The sequence below is a fragment of the Chryseobacterium sp. SNU WT5 genome, from assembly GCF_007362475.1.
Lineage (GTDB): Bacteria > Bacteroidota > Bacteroidia > Flavobacteriales > Weeksellaceae > Kaistella.
In genome coordinates, this window is the sequence record NZ_CP041687.1 from 2,001,325 (window position 1) to 2,021,114 (window position 19,790).

The following is a 19,790-nucleotide window of genomic DNA, read 5'->3' on the forward strand; positions in this document are numbered from 1 at the left end:
TTAATGGTGTTTTGAGTTTTCGCCACTGTTATTATCAAACGTACCTTTTGTGTGAATTTCATTTTTATTTTCAGATATGATAGATTTTTCCTGTGACTGATCATGTACTTTTTTTGCGCGTGATTTTCTTTCTCCCTGTGCAATTTCTGTTATGTTTGCAGCCATTAATGAATAATCTAGAATTGCATTTTGCACCATCGTTCCTCCAGCAGTTATCGCATGATTTGCTCCAGCACTTTCACTAATGTTGATTTCAGCAGTTGTACTGATATTCATTCCTGCAGTAGTATTAATATTCTCAGCTACAATAAAATTCATGTTTTTAGAAGTGAAAGTCATCGTCTCCGGCGCTGTAATATTAATATTGCTTCCCGTCGTATCTAAATGAATCTCATTTCCAGATTTATCGGTGATAATAATACTTTCGTCTTCCGTAAAAACGATTCGGTGTCCACTTCTGGTTTGAATGGATTTTACACGATTATCCGCCCCACCTCCAAGACCAACCTGACCATGAAACATTCCACCCATTACAAACGGGCCATCCGGATGATTGTGCACAAAACCCACCATCACTTGATCACCAACTTCGGGAATGGCAACATAACCACGGTTTTGAGAAAGCTGGTCCGTTCCACCTGCATCAGGACTCATCATTCTGATGAAATCGGTAGTGTCGTGCAGTTGCCAGTCCAATTTTTCATTCACTCGTCCATAACCTACTAGATCTCTTTTGCTGGTTACAGTGGCTAATTGTGGATGTGGATTTGCTGCAGTTAAACCAAAATAAACCATCACTTTAATGATAGCTATTTTTGCAAAATAGAATTCTTTGAAACTATAGAATTGTTAATTATTTATAAAAGGAACGATTTTTCTACTTAGTTTTTCACCGGTCTTACCATATAGATAAATTTCTTTTATCTGATCACCAGAAATTTGGTGGGAAATGAACCAAACTTTTTTACCATCAATTTCTTGCTTTAAAACTTTTGTTTGATAACCAGAATCTTGATAACCTTTGGGCAAATTGATTTTATGTTTTTCGCAATAATTAATAAGATTCTCTGGAGTAAAATTATAACCTTCATCTGTATTCTCTTCCTTAATGAGTTTGCCAGTTTCATCAAAATAATACCAAATTCCTACTGGCGAACCGTTATTAAACGCAATTCCTTTATTCTCAATACTTTTTGAAGGATAAAAATTTTTAACAAATGAAAAATAGGTTTCTTCGTTATATTTTACTTCTCCAAACCCCACATTAGCAGAGGTATAAATAATATGTTCTTTATTTATAATTATATCTTCTCGACTATCCTTCATTATTTTTGTTAATTTTTCAGATTTATTATCTAAGTTTGAGATCATATCTTTTGAGATTTTTTGAGATTGGCATTGTATAAAAAACACATTTGATACGCCCAAAAATATTAATTTTTTCATCTTTTTTATTTTATTGATGCATTTGATTGTTTCCATTACCAATAAAATCGAGAACATCTGTTGTTATTATTTCCGCTACCTAAACGGTGCGAATAATCTAATTAATTATCGGTCTTTGTAAATTCGTAAGTAAGTTGGGCATTCGGGGAGGTCTCTTTGTTAGTAAATGTATGCGGCAAATTCATGGCTTGCAGTCTGCTCGTTTTTACTTTTAAAAACCACCATATAATCGGCCTTTGGTGCAGAAAATCCTGAAACGCAGGCACCGTTGGGATGATCCCCATTTTCTGCAAAATAAAAGGCTTTAAAGTTTACTTAATTATTAATAAACGGAACTATTTTTTTACTCAATTCCTTACCAGTTTTGCCGTCTAAAATTAACTTTTCGATCTCGTCCGCAGAAATTTGATGAGATATCATCCAAACTTTTTTACCGTTTTCTTCGCGTTTATCTACTATTGTTTGAAAGCCGGAATCCTGATAGCCTATTGGTAATTTTATTTTGTGTTTTTCACAATATTCCACAACATCTTCGGGAGAAAAATGATAGTCCTCATCAGTGTTTTCTTCTTTGATAAGTTTGCCTGTTTCATCAAAAAAATACCATATACCAATAGAAGAACCGTTAATGAATAAAATTCCTTTTTTTTCAATATTTCCATTATCACTAAAAAATTTATTATATTTAAAAAACGAATTTTGTATAAATAAAGTTTCTCGATATCCCGGAGATTGAGTATCTTGAATATAAATGTTAGCATCTTCTTTATACTTAAAATATCCTCTTACTTCATTTTTTTTAAACTTTGCAATATCAAATCTTTCAAATTTACTATCAGCTTTTGGTATCATATTTTGGTTTTTTTGTGAACTGCATTGTAAAAAAATACTCAGCAATGCAATAATTATTATTTTCGTCATAACATTTTATTTAATTGAAGCATTGGCTTGCTTCCATTGCCAGAAATATAGAGAACATCTGTTGTTATTATTTCCACTACCTAAACGGTGCGAATAATCTAATAAATTATCAGTCTTTGTAAATTCGTAAGTAAAGTGGGCATTCGCAGAGGTATCTTTGTTAGTGAATGTATGCGGCAAATTCATGCAGTGCAAAAATTCATGGCTCGCATTCTGCTCATTTTTACTTCTAAAAACCACCTCATAATCCGCCTTTGCTGCAGAAAATCCTGAGACGTACCCACCGCTGGGATGATATCCATTTTCTGCAAAATAAAAGGCTTTGAAGTTTACTTAATTATTAATAAACGGAACTATTTTTTTACTCAATTCCTTACCAGTTTTGCCGTCTAAAATTAACTTTTCGATCTCGTCTCCAGAAATTTGATGAGATATCTTCCAAACTTTTTTACCGTTTTCTTCGCGTTTATCAACTTTTGTTTGAAAACCAGAATCTTGATAGCCTTTCGGTAATTGTATTTTGTGTTTTTCACAATATTCCACGACATCTTCGGGAGAAAAATCATAGCCCTCATCAGTGTTTTCTTCTTTGATAAGATTGCCTAATTCGTCAAAATAATACCAAATTCCTACTGGCGATCCGTTATTAAAGGCAATTCCTTTATTTTCAATACTTTTTGACGGATAAAAATTTTTAACAAATGAAAAATAGGTTTCTTCGTTATATTTTACTTCTCCAAACCCAACATTAGCAGAGGTATAAATAATATGTTCTTTATTTATAATTATATCTTCTCGACTATCCTTCATTATTTTTGTTAATTTTTCAGATTTATTATCTAAGTTTGAGATCATATCTTTTGAGATTTTTTGAGATTGGCATTGTATAAAAAATACATTTGATACGGCCAAAAATATTAATTTTTTCATGTTTTTTTATTTTATTGATGCATTTGCTTGTTTCCATTGCCAATAAAATAGAGAACATCTGTTGTTATTATTTCCACTAACTAATTGATGTGAATAATCTAATAAATTATCTGTCTTTTTAAATTCGTAGGTAAATTGGGCGTTCGCAGATGTTTCTTTATTGGTAAATGTATGCGGTAAATTCAAGGAATGTAAAAATTCATGGCTTGCAGTCTGGTCATTTTTACTTTTAAAAACCACCACATAATCTGCTTTTGGTGCAGAAAATCCTGAAACATTTCCACCACTTGGATGATAACCATCTTCTTCAAAGTAAAAGGCTTTAAAGTTTGTCGTGTATTTTCCCGGGTACGTTTTCTCCAATTTGCTTTTCAAATAATCCTGCAATCCTTTCCCGTTACTTTTTTTATTAGAATCTATTTGGCTGTTAGTTACAAAATTAATAAAATCTTTCTCGGCCGTTAAATCTAATTCAACAATATCTGATTTCGAAGATAATTTGATGTAGGCCTGTGCTAAATATTGATTGATACGGTCTTTTTCTTTATCTATATTCGGAATTTTTGGAGCAGAAGTAGGTGATAATTTAGTTTTAACCTTCACGAACACCACATTTTTTTGTTTGGTAATGTCATTTGCCCAAACACTTAGTTTTCCAGCAATGGCCTCTGTATTTGTGCCGTTATCATTTTTAAAGGCTTTCAATTCAACAGTTTGGTCTTTGGCGAATTCTTTTATGCATTTAATAGTAACATCAACATCATTTAATGCGACATTCTTTTTTCCTTTAATATCAATTTTATTGGGTTTAAAAGTAAAATAATCAGATTTGGTAAATTCAAGATAATCTGCCTCCTGATTTATTTCGGCAAAGAAAGTGATTTTGACCTCTTTATCTTTCATGAGGGATAACCAAGGACTATAGTATTCTTCTGCGACATCTTTTCCTGTTTTTTTATCTTTGTGAGTTTTCCAAGGAATTGAATATGGTTTGTACTCTTTTTTCAATTTATTAAACATTGTTTCATCTGCTTTAAAAAAACCATCATATTTATTCACATAATTAGGATCAGAATGATCTACTTTTTTTGTGAACTTTGCATCTAAATATTGATATGCAACTACTTCTTCAAACTTATTGTCGTTAAAAAGTTTGGTATCATTCATTCTTAGCCAATCAAAACCGAACTCTCCCTTCCAATTTTTATGAGGGCGAAAGGAGACAATTAGTTGTATTGGTTGAGGAGCAAGTGGCGGAGTTGTTGGACTTCCATAGCTTACTCCGCTCTTCTCACCTTTTTCTGTAACAAATTCTGCTGCATTATCTATAATACTACTTTCGGAAAAAATGTTATAATCTCCTCCAATAATTTCCGTTATTTTACCTTTTACAATTCTTGTTCTACTCATTTTACAGAAAATTAATAGTTTTTAGACTTTTCACCGCTGTTGTTTTGAACTTCTTCTTGCGCATGTCTATTTATGGACGCACTGGAACTACTTTCTATACCTTTGTCAGAATTTACAGTTGTTTTTCCTTTCTTCGTTTCACTATGCACATCGCCTTCAATCATTTCCGTTAGTTTCCCTGTAATAAACATACTTGCATCACCAACAACTGAAGTCATTTTCATAGCTCCAACACTTTGGGTTGCATTCATTCCAACCGTTTGGCTATTATTCATTCCAATCATTTCGCTGGCATTCATACCCACATTCGTGGTCATATTCTCTCCAACATTAATATTCATATTCTTACAATTCAGCGTCATCGTTTCCGGCGCCGTAATATTAATATTGCTTCCCGTCGTGTCCAAATGAATCTCATTTCCAGATTTATCGGTGATAATAATGCTTTCATCTTCTGTAAAAACGATTCGGTGTCCGCTTCTTGTTTGAATGGATTTTACTCGATTATCCGCTCCACCTCCTAAGCCAGTTCCCCCATGAAACATACCACCCATCACAAACGGCCGATCCGGATGATTGTGCACAAACCCCACCATGACCTGGTCACCGACTTCCGGGATTGCAACATAACCACGGTTTTGAGAAACCTGATCCGTTCCGCCGGCGTCGGGAGACATCATTCTGATAAAATTAGTCGTATCGTGCATTTGCCAGTCGAAGCGAACGGTCACGCGGCCTTGCCCTGAAGGGTCTGTGTTAGAAATGACGGTAGCGATTTGAGGTTCAGCTTTGGGTAAAACAAAATCCGGTTTCGGCATGTAATCCGTATCCGAAGCAATGGCTTCAAAAGTTCCGGTGTAATGACCCAAGGTATCGATATCGTGCGTGACTTCCGTCATCATGACGCGGGTGAAGTAACTCGTTTGGTTAGAATCTGTTTTTCGCATTTTCAGATCTGCGACACAGCCTGGATAGAGAAAAGGAACCGTGGTGCCACCCGAGACGGTGAAAACTTCTACGGCTTTACTCCCGGCTTCACTTGTCTGAGAGTTCACGATATCCATATCGGTGGTCGCTTTGATAGGCGCTACCTGAAGTGATTTTGTTTTGAAGATTCCTTCGTTATTAGTGTACGACGTTTTCGCCAGATCACTTTTATGTTTAATAGGTGTTTCTCCAGAAGTCAGTTTTGCATGAGAACTGCTGTTGTAGCCATAAAAAGTCGGTTTAATGTGAACTGCTTTTAATTCGACATTGATATCGGAAACATTGCTGCCGAAAGTCAATTCAATTGCTTTGTTCTGAGGTGGCATATTTCCAAAGTGCAGGACCTCACCATCGTAGAAAAACTGTTCGCCGTAAGCTTCTGCCATTCTCGCGAGATAATTATAATGCGTTTCTTCATATTGTGCACTATATAATATCTGAGAAGAAGCTTTGGCATCCACTCTTACATCATAAGCACTGCTGATTCCCTGTTTAATGACACGATCTGCAATGATTCCCATATTCACCGGACCATCACCGCCAAAACTCTGGGTGTGTGGCGCAGCATCCAATAAAATAGTCGGACTGAATCCTTTCAAAACAATATTTCCTAAACTGTGACCGTCCTGACTGAAACTCACTCCCGTAATGACGCCCACAAAAACACGCTCCGGACTGTCGTCGATATCTTTGTGCATGATCTTTACCGTCAATCGGTTGCCTAGAAAGCGGTTGGCTTCTTCCAGCTGATGAGTTTGTCTTTCTCCTAAAGCATCATGGGCAAGGGTCAATTCAAAACTGTGGTGCCGTCGTGCACTTTGAGTGAGTTTAAAATGTTTGTAATGCTTGATGATCTTTCCATTGATGACGACAGAAAGTTTCACCAAACGGTTGATACCAGCCTGATGGTTATTTTTAATACTATCTGCGTTATTTTGAGGCGTAAACTTCTGGGGTTTGAAAAATACTGCTTCTGAATTTCCGTTCTTTTCCATATCGTGTGTTTTGAAAAATTAAAATTATACCTTGTAAACCTTAGTGTTCAAGGTGATTTCAAAATAGGTGATCGTTGGCTTCGTTTAAAAGGGACCAAGTACAAAAACAAATTTAGTTTAAATACTTCAATCTAAGTTGTAGTAGATCTACTACAAAATTTCGGGATTTTTCGTGATTTTAGCTGTAAAATGAAAATTTTGCTTGGGAATTTTAAAAATCAAAAAATCCGCGTGCGCCTATTACCAAAGAGTTTAACGCCAAATAAAAGAGCGAAATCAGCTCTTTTCGGGCTTGTAGTAAAACTACTACAAATTCCAAAATAAATAAAAATCGCTTGTGATTGAACTGAAAGACTTGTAGGTTTGAATTATTAAAATCAATCACAAATTAATAGTTAACCTTAAAATTTAGAAATCATGGCAGCAAACAATTCAAGAGCAGTCTTAAAATTCAATAACGGAGAAGACTCCAAAGTACTAAAACTAAACTACAGTGTAGCGAGATCTACAGATGTTTCGGGTAGAGTAGCATCTGATCCAAGCAATGCAATTATTAAAGTAACGATCGAAGCGACAGACAAATCTGACATCATCGAATCATTATTGAATGGAAAATACAAACCAACGGTAGGTGAAGTAACCTTCAATAAATCTCATGAAGAAGGAACTTTGATCAAGTTGAACTGGGAGAACGGATATGTAATTCAGCACGAAGTAGAATTCGACGCAATGGACAGCAACAGTATGTTGGTTTCTTTCGTTATCAGTGCCGAGAAGATCACTTACGGTGGTGGCGAATATGAAGGTATTTGGCCAGGAAAATAAGAAACCGAATCAATTATTTATATTAATGCCTCATCTATGAAAATATTTGGGGCTATCTGTTACTTCGCTGGGTTTAAAATTTAGAATATTGTTTTTTGACCTATAATTTTAGATAATATATAGAGGAGTAATTTATTAAAATAAACCTAATAAGAGTGTCAAGAGAAGTGAATTCTTATAAAAATCTACAACACCATTAACACCTGATCTTAAGCCTGTATTTATGTTGAATGATCTTTTAATATATCAGATAAAAACTAACGATACACTGACTTCTATTGCTGAAGAAATAGGGATGAGTTCGCAGGAATTGCTGAACTTTCACAATTCGAATTGTCAGAAAGTGGGACTATTGTGGTTCAATGGTCTTGCGGGTATTGAAAAAATAGTTATTCCAAAGAATTATAAAAGCGAGGCTCAAATTAGGAAAGAAATTGATCAGTCGTTACCTTCTCAGAATTTAGCGCCTGCTTTTTTTGCGGCTTCATATCACTGCAAAGAGTCGTTCCTGAATGCGGGCGAAAAAACCATGAATCTGGAGTATGAGGTCGAAGTTGCTCTTAGAGAAAATGAAGAAGAAAGCTCTTCAGGTCTGATCGCATCGGTAAAATGCTTTAGTTTTAAGAAAGACGGCCGTACACCTGATGATAAAATGAGCGAATTATCAATATCCTGCATTGACAGTATTAACCCACTTTTATTTGATGTTGCTATTGGTGGTACAATCAAAGGTATTCCTCAATTTAAAAAATTAGCAGAAACTTTTGCAGCTAAAAGAATTGAACTCGAAGACTTTTTTACAGGTGAAGTATCTCAAAAGTATATGGATAAGTTTGCAGGTATTTTGGATAATGAAGCGTATTTTCTATCACAGATCCAATCCACTTTGCTTTATCAGCTCCTCTTTCCCAAAATGGATTTTTTCTACCAACGGAAAGCCAAATTGGAACCTTTTTGTCCGGTTAAAAATTCGTTTCCTGCCGATTTTCTTTTTGAAACAACGTATGAACATGTGAGTGAGCAGCATTTAAAAACGATAATGTCCGGGAAAATTGCAGAGGCGATCAGTTTGCCGGAGCTACTTCGAGGTCGAAGATCAGGAGAAGAACCGGAAGAAGCTTTAGAAGCCGGTATTATTTTGAAATATACGACAGATAAGGAAACGAAAGAGTTGCAGAATGCGAAAGCCCTAATCACCTTGCAACAGGACGGCGAGCTTTATAAAGAGCAACACATAGAATTGCGTAAGAATTAATATTGGCGTTAAATAACGAGCATATAAAACAGAAGATATGGGACAAGACAGCGAACATGACGGTAAATATTTTGTGATCCCCAAAGGGAAAGCGATGTGTGATAAAGGAACATCCTTTCCGAATTTTAAAGTCACAAGTCACCAAAAACATTATTGGAACGATGAGGATGGTAAAACAGATTATCTCGCCGTGACCGAAGATGATCTTACTTTTAATCCACCGGCCGCACCCTTTGGAAGTTGCTCCGTGAAGAATGGCAATCCCTGCACTTTTGCACCAGCTGGGAAATGGCAAAAACCGTATGAGAAAGTAAAAGTGATGGGCAAAAGTTGTCTAACGGAAGCCTCAGAACTGATGTGTACCATCGGTGGAAAAATTACGGTGATGAAGCATGGGCAGCAGAGTGAGGCGGGGAAGAGTAATGTGAAAAATGCAAGTGCTAAAGAACAGCACGTGTACAATCCCTTAGTGGATTTTGAGGAGTTTCAGGAGGAGATTAATGGTAATGAAGCAGAAGTCTGGTAACATTAAAAAGAAAAGTTATGGCAAAGAACGGAGTATCAGCAGTTTCTGGAAATATCAGTCCAATAGTGGGCCAAAAATATAATTATAAGATTGCTTCATGGTATCCGGCTACACATGTTTCCGAAAAAATCCCTGCAAAAGTTACCTGGGAATTGTTTAAAAAACGGAAGAACGGAAAATTTACTTCTACCAACATCAAAAAAATTGGAAAGAGTGATTTTACTTTTGGCGAAACTGCTGCCGGAGAAACCTACCGTCTGGAAGCTTACTTATACAAACCGGAAGGTGGTGGGCTCATCATTACGCCTAAGCCTGCAAAAATTCCGAAAATAAATAAAGTTGAGCTTTTTTATGTTGACGATACTAAAGGCACTTTGTTTAGTTTTATGGAAAAGCTCCGCGCTCGCGCCAATTGTGTGAACATGTTGGGGAAAGAACTCGTTTTTACACTTTGGGAAGACGATGCAAAAGGAGCAGGTCACAACCCTGCTAACCGCGCAATTGATGCGAAGAAAGCAAAAGTAAATAAAGATGGAGTGGCGGTGGCAGAATTTTCGCTCTCTTCTGCATTGATGTTGAAAGCCGCGCAAGGCGAAGCCGATTCCAAACTAGAGTTTTACGTCACGGTGGAATATTATAAAACTAACAAGCACTCCACTAATAATGTCAACGTAAACAATCCTTATCCGCAGCAATCAAGTCCAAAATCACCGTCGCCAAAGACTCCGGCAAAACCCAAAGCTAAAAGTTCTCCGGCGGAAAAAAAGCAACCAAGCAAGAAAGAAGAAAAGGGAATATGGGATAGTTTTACTGAAAGTGTTTCACAAACAAGCGGCGAAATATGGGATTGGGCAGAAAGTTTAGGAACAGCGGTTATGGAAAAATTACCAACGATAGCTAAACCGGAAGGGAAAAGTCCTGCGATTGTGAAGGAACTGAAGATTGAAAAGAAGGAAGAAGTTAAAAAAGACAAATGTCTTTGCAATAGGAACTTTACTCCTGAAGAGTTTGAAAGCATTATCCACGGTTTAAGAAATAGCGAAACAAATGTAAAGAGAGATAGTGGGTATTCATTATTTGGAGCATCTAACTGTAAATTGAAAAAAGAAGACAAAACTATAGACAAACTGCGAGATCAAATAAACGGTATATTTAATAAGTATGGAATAAATACCTGTATAAGAAAACTTCATTTCTTGGCACAAATATATCACGAAACAGACCGCTTCAGAACAACATTAGAATATGCAACTGATAAAAGTTATAAGCCCTATTTTGGGAGGGGATTAATGCAGTTGACTTGGAAAAGTAATTATGAAATTTATAAAGCCTATAGTGGTGTAAATTGTGTGAAAGACTATGATTTAATTTCAAATAATTTAACTTATGGTAGTGATTCTGCTGGTTGGTATTGGAAACAGGGGAAAGTATTAAGTGTTGGGAAAAGATGGAAAGGACCTTCTGATGCTCCTGCCTACGTTAAAGTTCATAAACCAGATTATCCAAAGAGTGTAATAACATACAAAAACGGAGATAAAACTGTTAAATATGGAACAGTTGACTTTGGTTTAATTGCTGATGATGATAAAGTTGACTTAATAAGTTATTTAGTTAATGGTGGTTCAAATGGTTTAAATGAAAGACGAAACTATGTTTTCACTCTTAAAAATATTTTTAAATATCCTCAAGAATGTATTAACGGACAAAAGAAAAAAACGGCTTCATCAGAAAGCTCAACTGATACTGTTACTATTCGATTAGTTAGAAAATGGGAAACTCATAAATCTACTATTGGTGAATTTACTATTGATAATACAGAAATTAAAGGGTATTTTCTTGAAGAAAAGGGACCCGATACAATAGTATCTGGAAATGAACAAAGGGTTCCTATTGGGACATATAGTTTAGAATGGCACGCAGGAACAAAAATTAAAAAGGGTTTAAAATTATATAATGATGTTGTTTCAAAATCAAGAGCAATTTTAATACATTCAGGAAATACATCAGATGATACAGAAGGTTGTTTAATTGCAGGATCGACAAGAACTACGGATTTTGTAGGCGGAAGTAAAGTGAAATTAAAAGAAATTTTCGATTACGTAGAGGAAATAGGTATAAAAGACGCTAAAATTATTATAACACAAGCATATGAATAAACTATTTTTAATCATCATCACGTTATTTATATCGTGTAAAAATCCGTCACAAGAGAAAATTGATTCGTCGAAAGACTTATCAGTTTTAATGGAATCTTTCTCAAACAAAAAGGAAAAAAAATTTTTAGAAAACTTTCCAAAAGATTTCAGTTCTTTTAAAAACACCTTCGGATGGAATGATGAAAAAGATTCGCCAGAAATTTTATATAAAGATTCTAGTAAATATATTGACTATTGGTTTTTACTTATTCAAAAACCAGCGTATACTTCATATGAGAAGCAAATTATCTCCATTTTAAAAAACGGGCACTGGGAAGCAGATGCAGTAAATTATTTTAAAAATAAATCTTTTGACTACATCAAAACAAATAAAAAATATAATTTAATAAACTCGTTAAAAAATGCTGAAGCAGAATATGTTTTATTATTTCTATTTAATCCCTCGCACACAAAATATGATGCGAATTTTGTCTCCAATTTGGATAAAGATAAACAAGAAATAATTAAAGCACTCTTTTCCAACACAATATCTTCCGAAAAGAAGAGAAGTTCTTTCAGTTTTTATGAAGAAAATCAGGATTATTTTGTAAGATCTTTCGATGTAAATAAAGACGGAAGGACTGATAAAATTGTAAGCAGCATAGCATATCACGGAGAAGATCTTTTTGTTTTTTATGGAAATAGTTCAAATGAATATAATTTGGCACTCGAAACCCGCAATTTTTCAGAAGACGGAGGTAATATAATTGAAAATATATATCCAATAAATAACTCTAAAGGCTTGATTATAAAAACATATTTTCCTGACAGAGGATATTATGAAAAAGAATATTATATCATTCCACAAGATAATACATGGATTCTGAAAAATACAATTTATAAAACAATGTCTGATGTATCAGAAAATGCAGTAAAATATATTTGCGACGTTACACAAAATATTGATATTACTAAAGCAGGTTGGACAAATAAAATAAATCCAATACCAAAAGAAAGTGAGAGAAATAAAAAATGTAGAATTGAAAATGTTTCACGAGATAGTAGAAAATACTTTATCCAAGATCCCGATGGTTACACTAATCTTAGAAAAGACAAACTTGCAACATCAGAAGTTTTACAAAAAGTAAAATCTGGTGAAAATATCGAAGTTATAGACAATTCTGGTGATTGGTTTTTAGTAAAAACTAAAGAAGGAAAAGAAGGATACATTCATAAAAGTAGAATTAAAAGCAAATAAAATTTCAATAAAAAACTGTTTTTTCCGAGCAGTTTTTTGTTTTTTGGAGAACGATGAGATCTTTGACATTTATGATAAAGTATATTTCGTGATCCCAAAAGGGAAAGCGATGTGTGATAAAGGAACATCCTTTCCGAATTTTAAAGTCACAAGTCACCAAAAACATTATTGGAACGATGCGGAAGGACAGGCCGATTATTTGGCCGTAACCGAAGATGATCTTACTTTTAGTCTACCAGCCGCACCCTTTGGAAGTTGCTCCGTGAAGAATGGCAATCCCTGCACTTTTGCACCAGCGGGGAAATGGCAAAAACCGTATGAGAAAGTAAAAGTGATGGGTAAAAGCTGTTTAACGGAAGCCTCAGAACTGATGTGTACCATCGGTGGGAAAATTACAGTGATGAAGCATGGTCAGCAGAGTGAGGCGGGGAAAGGAAATGCAATCGATGCAAATTCAGCGGAACAGTAAATTCTAAATCCTATCATAGATTTTGATCAATTTAAAGAAGAGATTGAAGAAACTGATGATCGCCATGCGTGGTAATTATAAATTTTAAATTATGACAAAAGGAGGAGTTTATAGAATAAAGGGGGATAAGAATCCTTTAACCGGCGTGAAAACTTTTTACAATGTTGTAGAATGGTATGCAGACACACCTGTAGCTAAGAGAAAAGAAGAGTTGGTTATTTGGGAACTGTATGTCAAAGGAGATAATGGGTATAGAAGCACCGGAATTAAAAAACGGGGAATCAATCATTTCACTTTCGGCCCCAACGCGCATAAATTTTCTTATAAAATAGAAGGCTATCTACATCAGCCGGAAGGCAAAGAACCTATGGCGATTTTTGTGCAGCCGCAGAGAAATGAAAAAGTGAAACCTGTAGAAAAAGATATTTTAGGCGTAAGCTTGACTTATCATGATGGTTCTAAAATTACCAAAGCACTCAGTTACATGGATCGTCTGAAAGCTCTAGCAAAATGTCAGGGTTTGGAAGGATTAAAAATTGTTTTTACTCTTTGGGAAGATGATGAAGCTAAAGAGGGTCACAATACTAAAAATCAATATATTACTAAATCACCAGAGATCGAAGTTGACAGTAAAGGTTATGCGCGCTGGAATTTCACTCTGTTCAATACATACATTACTTTGGCAAACAAAAGAGAAGATGAAAAGAAAAAACATGAATATTATGTAACTCCGAAATATGTTGGAAAGCATACAGCATCAGGAAATGTAAATGTTAATAATCCAAGTGGTGAGAAAGCCAGTACTTCTACTAAGCCATCTACAGAAACGCAACAACCTCCTCTGAAAAAAACGCCAACAAAAAAACTAGCTCCTAAAGCTAACTCACAAAAAAGTTCTACAAATCCTTCTTCAGAAAACAATCAGGCAGATGTAAAAGGGTATGTAAAAAGTGTGAGGATAACAGATAAGAATGGGGATGCTTTCACGTCTAATCCAAAATTTGGAGACACTGTAAGAATTACTATTAATGCAAAAGATGTGAAAGGTTTAGCTTATAATTTAAGAATTTGGGAGAGAGATTACATTGGTAAACCTGATATATTGTATAATGAAATTCATACCTTCAAAAATGATTTGCAATATGTACTCTGCACCCCAGACTACAAATTGAGGGAAAGTAAAGCTTATGAAGATAAGAAAGCATCTTTTGCTTGGGGGCTATGGCACGATCCAAATTTCTCAAAATCAGGTTGCAAAAAAGATAAAACACTTGCAATGGAAGGTTATCAGAGATATATTGATTTAACAACAGATAATGATTCTACAACAAATTATTACGGCATTCAAGGTTTAAGTTATTTTTCGGATTTAGTTTAAGCCAAAACTGTAAAGGGCAAAGTAAAAAAATATGTAAGTGTCAGGAAAGCAGCTTTATAATGATTAAAAGAATTAAAAGATGAATAAAATATTATATTTATTAGTAATTTTTCAATTCGCCAATTGTAAGCAATCTGCTGACAAAGAATTGAGGAGCAAGCGGATTGTTGAAAATAAAATAATTAACAATCAGAAAAAATTAGGAGACACAATTCACGGGGATTTTAATAATGATTTGATAACAGATTATATGGAAATCATAAATAATAATTCTGATAAGATAATAAATATCTTCTTGGGGAGCAGTGCTGGAAAATTTGATTTGGTAAAAAATTTTTCAATTTCAAATGATGATTTTAGTGAAGTAGAAAATCCACTTCAGAATTTTTTTATTTCGAAAGGAAAACCTGGCGAAATTATCTATGGAGCTTCTTGCTGTGCAAACTTTAAAACCACGGAAACTTACTATTATAAATTTTTTAAAAACAATTGGTTTCTATTTAAAACATCTGTTTCAAATGTGGAAGGAGATTTTATTCCGGCTATAAGTATTGAAATAAATGATTTATCTAAAAGCATCGATGGAAAAGTTGCTACTAATAAGACTGAATACAATATAGAAATTACAAAATTGAAAAGAAATAATTTGGAGCATCTTTTAAATTATGATAAAAAATATAGAACCGCTTACAAAAACAAAACTTTAAAATTTGTAAATACTTTGGGCTTTGATGAATTGGCTGAAATGACATATTTTATTCCAATTACCGAAGCAAACGTTAATTCCTACAATGATATTGCATTTTATAACTCTTTCACAAAAGATGGAAATAATAGTTCTATCTTTTTATTAAAAAAAATAATTCACCAATTTCCCGACAGGGTCGTAGCTTACCTAAATTTAGGTGATTCTTATTGGGCAAATGAAAATAAAGAGCAAGCAGAAATCGTTTATAAAAAGTATATTGAAATTATGAAAACACAGAACAAAGACTTATCAAAAATACCGCAAAGAGTTTTTGAGAGAATAAAATAAAATATTTAAACTGTTATTATTGATTAGTTTTTTAATAATTACTAAAAAGAAAAGAGCTTAATGAAATTGCGATTAAATAAAACAATATTACTAATAATCTCGTTATTATTGCTTTCTTGCAAAGGAGATTCACAACAAAGCAAAATTCCTGAAAAACAGGAAATAAAAGTAAATAATGAAATAAATTTTTTTGATAAAAAATTTGATAAATCTTTTTATTCCTTAATTATCGATGAATCGAACATTTCAGATCATCCAATAAAATCCTATATCGATTGTAACCAAGAAGGATATTTCACTGTTCATTTTATTCCTAAAAGTGACGATTTAAGATATTTTTGGAAAGGTAATTTTTTGGAAAATTATGATTTTGACAATATCGATATCGAAAAAGATAGTAAAAAAATTCATGTAGTTTTAAACAATAAACTTAACGAATATAATATTTTTGCATACCAAATAAAAAAAGATTTTTTGTCCTCTAATGTAGATTGTACAGCAGAAAGTGCATTTGCAAAAGAAAACTGTGTTGCTAATATTTACTATTTTAATCCCACCAATAAAAAGTGGGAATTATTAAAAAATCAGAAATCAGAAACCCTACCTCCATATTTTAATTCAGATTATTTTTTAACCAACTTCCCCCAATATTTTACGACATCAACAAAAAATACAGTTAATAACAAACAATCAAACACTTCAAGAATATGCTCAAACCAATCAGAAAAATGGAATGGAGTTTATGATTTAAATATTGATTATGGAAAATTAGATGATAATGCAGAAATGTCAATTACCTATATTTTAGAAATTAAAAATGGAACATGTACATTTTCAGGACTGGGTTATAAGACCTTTTTTACTGATGTTTGTGAGATAAAAGAAGAAAATAATAAACTGAAATTAAAATATTTAAAATCTACCGACGGGGATGGGTTTTCAGACCATTCAAACATTAAAATTTTAGGAGAAATAACCTCTAAAAATGGTGCCTATTACATAAAAAGCCCAATAGTGGCAGATTTAAAATGGAACTACAACAAAGAAATAAAATTAACTAAAACAAATTAATCAAATTTTTGAAAATTGCTATATAATTATTATGCTAAAATATTAAAATTTTACGTCAAGATGGGTTATAGAGATAAAAAACGATGATTTTTACTTGAAATTTAGAAATTAAAAAAATCATGCATTTAATTTTTCTACTTATCCGAATTTTACAGAAATTTGCGTTAGATAGAAAATACAATAATGAGAAATTCTTTTTTAATTCTTTTTTTATTTTTAACGATAAAATTATTTTCGCAGCAGCCTGGCGATTATTCAACTTTGCCAAAGTTGGAATTTCCGAAAATTAAGTCTTCGATTACCATGCCGGTGAAAATTCCTCTTTCTGAAATTGGAAATGTGATCAATAATTCGGTACCCAATTTAATATTTGAAGATAATTCCTATACCGATAATGAAAACGATCAGTTTAAAGTAAAAGTTTGGAAAACGCGACCAATTCGCTTGGTAGGTGGAACAAAGCAAAATCTATTAATAGAAGTGCCTTTAAAAATCTGGGCAGAAAAAGGCATTGGTACATTTGGACTATACAATTATCAAAATACGACCTTCGAAACCGTTATGTACTTCAATATCCAATTGTTCTTTAATAATAACTGGACTATGACTACTAAAACTTCACCATTAGGTTTTAAATGGGTTACGAAGCCAGTTCTGGATTATGGAAGAATCAAAATTCCTATTACCTCTGTCGTAGAATCCAGTTTAAAGAAACAACAGACGGACTTTTGTAAAACCATTGATAATATGATGTTGGAGCAGTTAAATTTTCAACAATATGCAATCATGGCGTGGAATCAGTTTTCGCAGCCTTTTGAAATTAGCGAAGAGTATAAAACCTGGTTGAAGATTACACCAGTAAGTGTGAATATTACACCGCTCGTATTTTACGGAAATAGAATTGATGCAAATATTGGGATCGATACGTATTCGGAAACTTTTACGGGGGAGAAGCCAATGTCTTCGCCTTTAATAAGTACGGTTACCAATTTTAATTATGTTCAGCAGCTCCCTCAAACATTCCTTTTACAGACAACCGCAAATATCCCTTTTAGCGAAGCAACAGCTATAGCCGAGAAAACTTTTTTAGGAAAAGAATTTGATTTCCGCGAAGGAAAGTCGAAAATTAAAATAAGTTCAATTAGAGTGTACGGTGAGGATCAAAAGATTATGATTGAAGCCCAAACAGAAGGAGCTATTGAAGGAATTTCTTACATTACAGGAGTGCCGGTCTATGATGAAGCCAGAAGGAAAATTGTTCTTTCTGATACCAAATTTAAGTTAAAAACGAGTAATATTTTATACAAAGCTGCAACTCTCTTATTCCACAGAAAGATTGTGAAAATGATTGAAGAAGAATATGGAATCCCAACCGCGGAACTTGAAGACACTTCCCGAAAGAGCATCGAAGAAACGTTTAATAAAGAATATTACAAAGGTCTGAAAATGCGTGGTAAGGTGTTTAAATTGAAGCCTTCAAATATTATTTTAAATGCAACTGGAATTACCGCTGTTATTGATACACAAGCACAATTGGAGCTTTTTGTGAAAGGATTATAAATTAATTTTACTTTTAATTTCTTCGAGTTTAGAAAATTTTCTATATTTGCAAACCCAAATGGTTCTTTGGCCGAGTGGTTAGGCAGTGGTCTGCAACACCATCTACAGCGGTTCGAATCCGCTAGGAACCTCAAAAACCCTATTAATCTGAACATGATTTTTAGGGTTTTTTTATAATAGCACTATGTCTTAGAGTTTTAGGGTGAATTGATTGTCTTCTTAAAACGAAATTTTATAATTAAAATGCTTCCTTTTATTCTCTACATTTGTTAACTTTTTAATTTAAGATGATGAACAACTATTTTAATCTCCAGGAAGGAGAGGAGCAAAAAGAAAAAGTGCTGGCGAATATCAAAGGTAGTCTTGTTTTTTCTGGTGCGAATGTATGGATTTTAGCGTGTGCAATCATGATTGCATCTGTGGGCTTAAATGTGAACTCTACGGCGGTAGTAATCGGTGCAATGCTTATTTCACCTTTGATGGCGCCAATTGTAGGTGCCGGTTTCGCATTGGCAATGTTCGACTTTCATTTGTTGCGTAAATCTTTAAAGAATTTACTGATCTCAACTTTGGTTGGCTTAATTGTGTCTTTTCTATACTTCTTGCTTACTCCTTTTAAAGAGGCACAGTCTGAAATTTTGGCAAGAACTTCACCTAATATTTATGATGTGTTGATCGCTTTTTTTGGTGGTTTGGTAGGTGTAATTGCGGTCACGCGGGTAGAAAAAGGAAATCCAATACCAGGGGTAGCGATTGCGACCGCTTTGATGCCACCGCTTTGTACTGCGGGATATGGCTTGGCAACTGGTAATCTCACTTATTTTGGTGGCGCTTTGTTTTTATATGCCATCAATTGCGTATTTATTTGCATTGCAACTTACTTTATTGCAAAATTTTTAAAATATCCTGCCGTAGGTTTTGTCGATCAAAAACGGGAAAAGCGGGTACGTAATTGGATTACAATTATTACGATAGCGATGATTGTTCCAAGTGTTTTCTTTGCGTATCAATTTATACAGCAGCAGCGATTTCAAGAAATGGTTACAGATTACGTGCAGAAAGAATTTGAATCGAAAGGAAATACGGTTGTTTATCAGAAAACGAATTACTCTTCTCCTGGTGCACCTCGAACGATTGAACTGGCATTTTTGAACCGAAAATTTACCTCAAAACAGATAGAAGAGGAGAATAACAAATTACGAAATTTAGGGCTACCCAATACCAAACTTATTATTCGGCAAGACAGTGCGTTCCTGGCAGATGCATCCGCAAAGAAAATTGCCAATAATGAAATTGATAATGACCGTACCAAGTTAATTTCAGATTTAAATGCGTCTGTGGAGAAATATACTTTCCGCACCGAAAATTTATACAAGGAAGCTTCGTCTATTTTTCCAGAACTCCTTTCTGTGTCGGTAGCGAAACAAGAGGTTTTCTCTAAAACAGATTCTACCAAGTTAATTCCGGTAGCGTTCTACGAAACAGAGAAAGCGATGAGTAAACCAAATGAGGAAACTTTACGCAAATGGTTGAAAGCAAAATTGAAAGTAGATACAATCGAAATCTATCGCCGACCATAATTCTTATC

The 19,790-nt window shown here is 34.0% G+C and carries 18 protein-coding genes and 1 tRNA gene; 12 read left to right on the forward strand and 7 right to left on the reverse strand.

Annotated elements, in window-relative coordinates; translation table 11 throughout:
* The 7 genes from FNJ88_RS09470 to FNJ88_RS09500 form a co-directional block, all read right to left on the reverse strand.
* Entirely contained in the window at positions 1–795 is a 795-nt protein-coding gene (locus FNJ88_RS09470) for a phage baseplate assembly protein V (protein WP_185145802.1), read from the reverse strand.
* 54 nt (positions 796–849) lie between these two features.
* On the reverse strand, positions 850–1,446 hold the full coding sequence (locus FNJ88_RS09475; RefSeq protein WP_228414510.1) for a hypothetical protein: 597 nt from the start codon (positions 1,444–1,446) through the stop codon (positions 850–852).
* A gap of 315 nt (positions 1,447–1,761) precedes the next feature.
* Positions 1,762–2,367: a hypothetical protein gene (locus tag FNJ88_RS09480; protein WP_143852887.1), complete on the reverse strand. Its 606-nt coding sequence runs from the start codon at positions 2,365–2,367 to the stop codon at positions 1,762–1,764.
* 6 nt (positions 2,368–2,373) lie between these two features.
* The gene (locus tag FNJ88_RS09485) at positions 2,374–2,553 is read right to left on the reverse strand and encodes a hypothetical protein (protein ID WP_143852888.1); all 180 of its coding nucleotides are present in this window, start codon (positions 2,551–2,553) and stop codon (positions 2,374–2,376) included.
* A gap of 147 nt (positions 2,554–2,700) precedes the next feature.
* Entirely contained in the window at positions 2,701–3,297 is a 597-nt protein-coding gene (locus tag FNJ88_RS09490) for a hypothetical protein (RefSeq protein WP_228414511.1), read from the reverse strand.
* Positions 3,298–3,303: 6 nt separating this feature from the next.
* Positions 3,304–4,707, reverse strand: a complete 1,404-nt coding sequence (locus FNJ88_RS09495; RefSeq protein ID WP_143852889.1) for a hypothetical protein — start codon at positions 4,705–4,707, stop codon at positions 3,304–3,306.
* An 11-nt stretch (positions 4,708–4,718) separates the two neighbouring features.
* The gene (locus FNJ88_RS09500) at positions 4,719–6,689 is read right to left on the reverse strand and encodes a type VI secretion system Vgr family protein (RefSeq protein WP_143852890.1); all 1,971 of its coding nucleotides are present in this window, start codon (positions 6,687–6,689) and stop codon (positions 4,719–4,721) included.
* Positions 6,690–7,106: 417 nt separating this feature from the next.
* Between FNJ88_RS09500 and tssD the strand changes: the two genes are divergently transcribed.
* The 12 genes from tssD (at position 7,107) to FNJ88_RS09560 (ending at position 19,782) form a co-directional block, all read left to right on the forward strand.
* The gene (tssD, locus tag FNJ88_RS09505; RefSeq protein ID WP_143851843.1) at positions 7,107–7,514 is read left to right on the forward strand and encodes a type VI secretion system tube protein TssD; all 408 of its coding nucleotides are present in this window, start codon (positions 7,107–7,109) and stop codon (positions 7,512–7,514) included.
* Between the two features lie 223 nt (positions 7,515–7,737).
* Positions 7,738–8,769: a LysM peptidoglycan-binding domain-containing protein gene (locus FNJ88_RS09510; protein WP_143852891.1), complete on the forward strand. Its 1,032-nt coding sequence runs from the start codon at positions 7,738–7,740 to the stop codon at positions 8,767–8,769.
* A gap of 37 nt (positions 8,770–8,806) precedes the next feature.
* Positions 8,807–9,295, forward strand: coding sequence for a DUF4280 domain-containing protein (locus FNJ88_RS09515; RefSeq protein ID WP_143852892.1), 489 nt, complete (start codon positions 8,807–8,809; stop codon positions 9,293–9,295).
* 17 nt (positions 9,296–9,312) lie between these two features.
* On the forward strand, positions 9,313–11,451 hold the full coding sequence (locus FNJ88_RS09520) for a DUF5675 family protein (protein WP_143852893.1): 2,139 nt from the start codon (positions 9,313–9,315) through the stop codon (positions 11,449–11,451).
* On the forward strand, positions 11,444–12,688 hold the full coding sequence (locus tag FNJ88_RS09525; protein ID WP_143852894.1) for an SH3 domain-containing protein: 1,245 nt from the start codon (positions 11,444–11,446) through the stop codon (positions 12,686–12,688). Before FNJ88_RS09520 ends, FNJ88_RS09525 begins: the two co-directional genes overlap by 8 nt.
* Before the next feature lie 43 nt (positions 12,689–12,731).
* A complete protein-coding gene (locus tag FNJ88_RS09530) occupies positions 12,732–13,157 on the forward strand; it encodes a DUF4280 domain-containing protein (protein ID WP_228414512.1) in 426 nt (141 codons plus the stop codon).
* 91 nt (positions 13,158–13,248) lie between these two features.
* On the forward strand, positions 13,249–14,535 hold the full coding sequence (locus FNJ88_RS09535) for a hypothetical protein (protein ID WP_143852895.1): 1,287 nt from the start codon (positions 13,249–13,251) through the stop codon (positions 14,533–14,535).
* A gap of 79 nt (positions 14,536–14,614) precedes the next feature.
* Positions 14,615–15,571, forward strand: coding sequence for a tetratricopeptide repeat protein (locus FNJ88_RS09540; protein WP_143852896.1), 957 nt, complete (start codon positions 14,615–14,617; stop codon positions 15,569–15,571).
* A 354-nt stretch (positions 15,572–15,925) separates the two neighbouring features.
* Entirely contained in the window at positions 15,926–16,642 is a 717-nt protein-coding gene (locus tag FNJ88_RS09545; RefSeq protein WP_143852897.1) for a DUF5991 domain-containing protein, read from the forward strand.
* Positions 16,643–16,825: 183 nt separating this feature from the next.
* Positions 16,826–18,202, forward strand: a complete 1,377-nt coding sequence (locus FNJ88_RS09550) for a DUF4403 family protein (protein ID WP_143852898.1) — start codon at positions 16,826–16,828, stop codon at positions 18,200–18,202.
* A gap of 60 nt (positions 18,203–18,262) precedes the next feature.
* Positions 18,263–18,333 (forward strand) — tRNA-Cys (locus tag FNJ88_RS09555).
* A gap of 159 nt (positions 18,334–18,492) precedes the next feature.
* Positions 18,493–19,782 (forward strand): DUF389 domain-containing protein, encoded by a 1,290-nt coding sequence (locus FNJ88_RS09560; RefSeq protein WP_317132171.1) that lies wholly within the window; start codon positions 18,493–18,495, stop codon positions 19,780–19,782.
* Positions 19,783–19,790 lie beyond the last annotated feature (8 nt).

Bases quoted from the DNA above. Each gene is read 5' to 3' on its own strand.
- FNJ88_RS09470 (WP_185145802.1), bottom strand. From the start codon at position 795: ATGGTTTATTTTGGTTTAACTGCAGCAAATCCACATCCACAATTAGCC.
- FNJ88_RS09475 (WP_228414510.1), bottom strand. From the start codon at position 1,446: ATGAAAAAATTAATATTTTTGGGCGTATCAAATGTGTTTTTTATACAA.
- FNJ88_RS09480 (WP_143852887.1), bottom strand. From the start codon at position 2,367: ATGACGAAAATAATAATTATTGCATTGCTGAGTATTTTTTTACAATGC.
- FNJ88_RS09485 (WP_143852888.1), bottom strand. From the start codon at position 2,553: ATGAATTTGCCGCATACATTCACTAACAAAGATACCTCTGCGAATGCC.
- FNJ88_RS09490 (WP_228414511.1), bottom strand. From the start codon at position 3,297: ATGAAAAAATTAATATTTTTGGCCGTATCAAATGTATTTTTTATACAA.
- FNJ88_RS09495 (WP_143852889.1), bottom strand. From the start codon at position 4,707: ATGAGTAGAACAAGAATTGTAAAAGGTAAAATAACGGAAATTATTGGA.
- FNJ88_RS09500 (WP_143852890.1), bottom strand. From the start codon at position 6,689: ATGGAAAAGAACGGAAATTCAGAAGCAGTATTTTTCAAACCCCAGAAG.
- tssD (WP_143851843.1), top strand. From the start codon at position 7,107: ATGGCAGCAAACAATTCAAGAGCAGTCTTAAAATTCAATAACGGAGAA.
- FNJ88_RS09510 (WP_143852891.1), top strand. From the start codon at position 7,738: ATGTTGAATGATCTTTTAATATATCAGATAAAAACTAACGATACACTG.
- FNJ88_RS09515 (WP_143852892.1), top strand. From the start codon at position 8,807: ATGGGACAAGACAGCGAACATGACGGTAAATATTTTGTGATCCCCAAA.
- FNJ88_RS09520 (WP_143852893.1), top strand. From the start codon at position 9,313: ATGGCAAAGAACGGAGTATCAGCAGTTTCTGGAAATATCAGTCCAATA.
- FNJ88_RS09525 (WP_143852894.1), top strand. From the start codon at position 11,444: ATGAATAAACTATTTTTAATCATCATCACGTTATTTATATCGTGTAAA.
- FNJ88_RS09535 (WP_143852895.1), top strand. From the start codon at position 13,249: ATGACAAAAGGAGGAGTTTATAGAATAAAGGGGGATAAGAATCCTTTA.
- FNJ88_RS09540 (WP_143852896.1), top strand. From the start codon at position 14,615: ATGAATAAAATATTATATTTATTAGTAATTTTTCAATTCGCCAATTGT.
- FNJ88_RS09550 (WP_143852898.1), top strand. From the start codon at position 16,826: ATGAGAAATTCTTTTTTAATTCTTTTTTTATTTTTAACGATAAAATTA.
- FNJ88_RS09560 (WP_317132171.1), top strand. From the start codon at position 18,493: ATGAACAACTATTTTAATCTCCAGGAAGGAGAGGAGCAAAAAGAAAAA.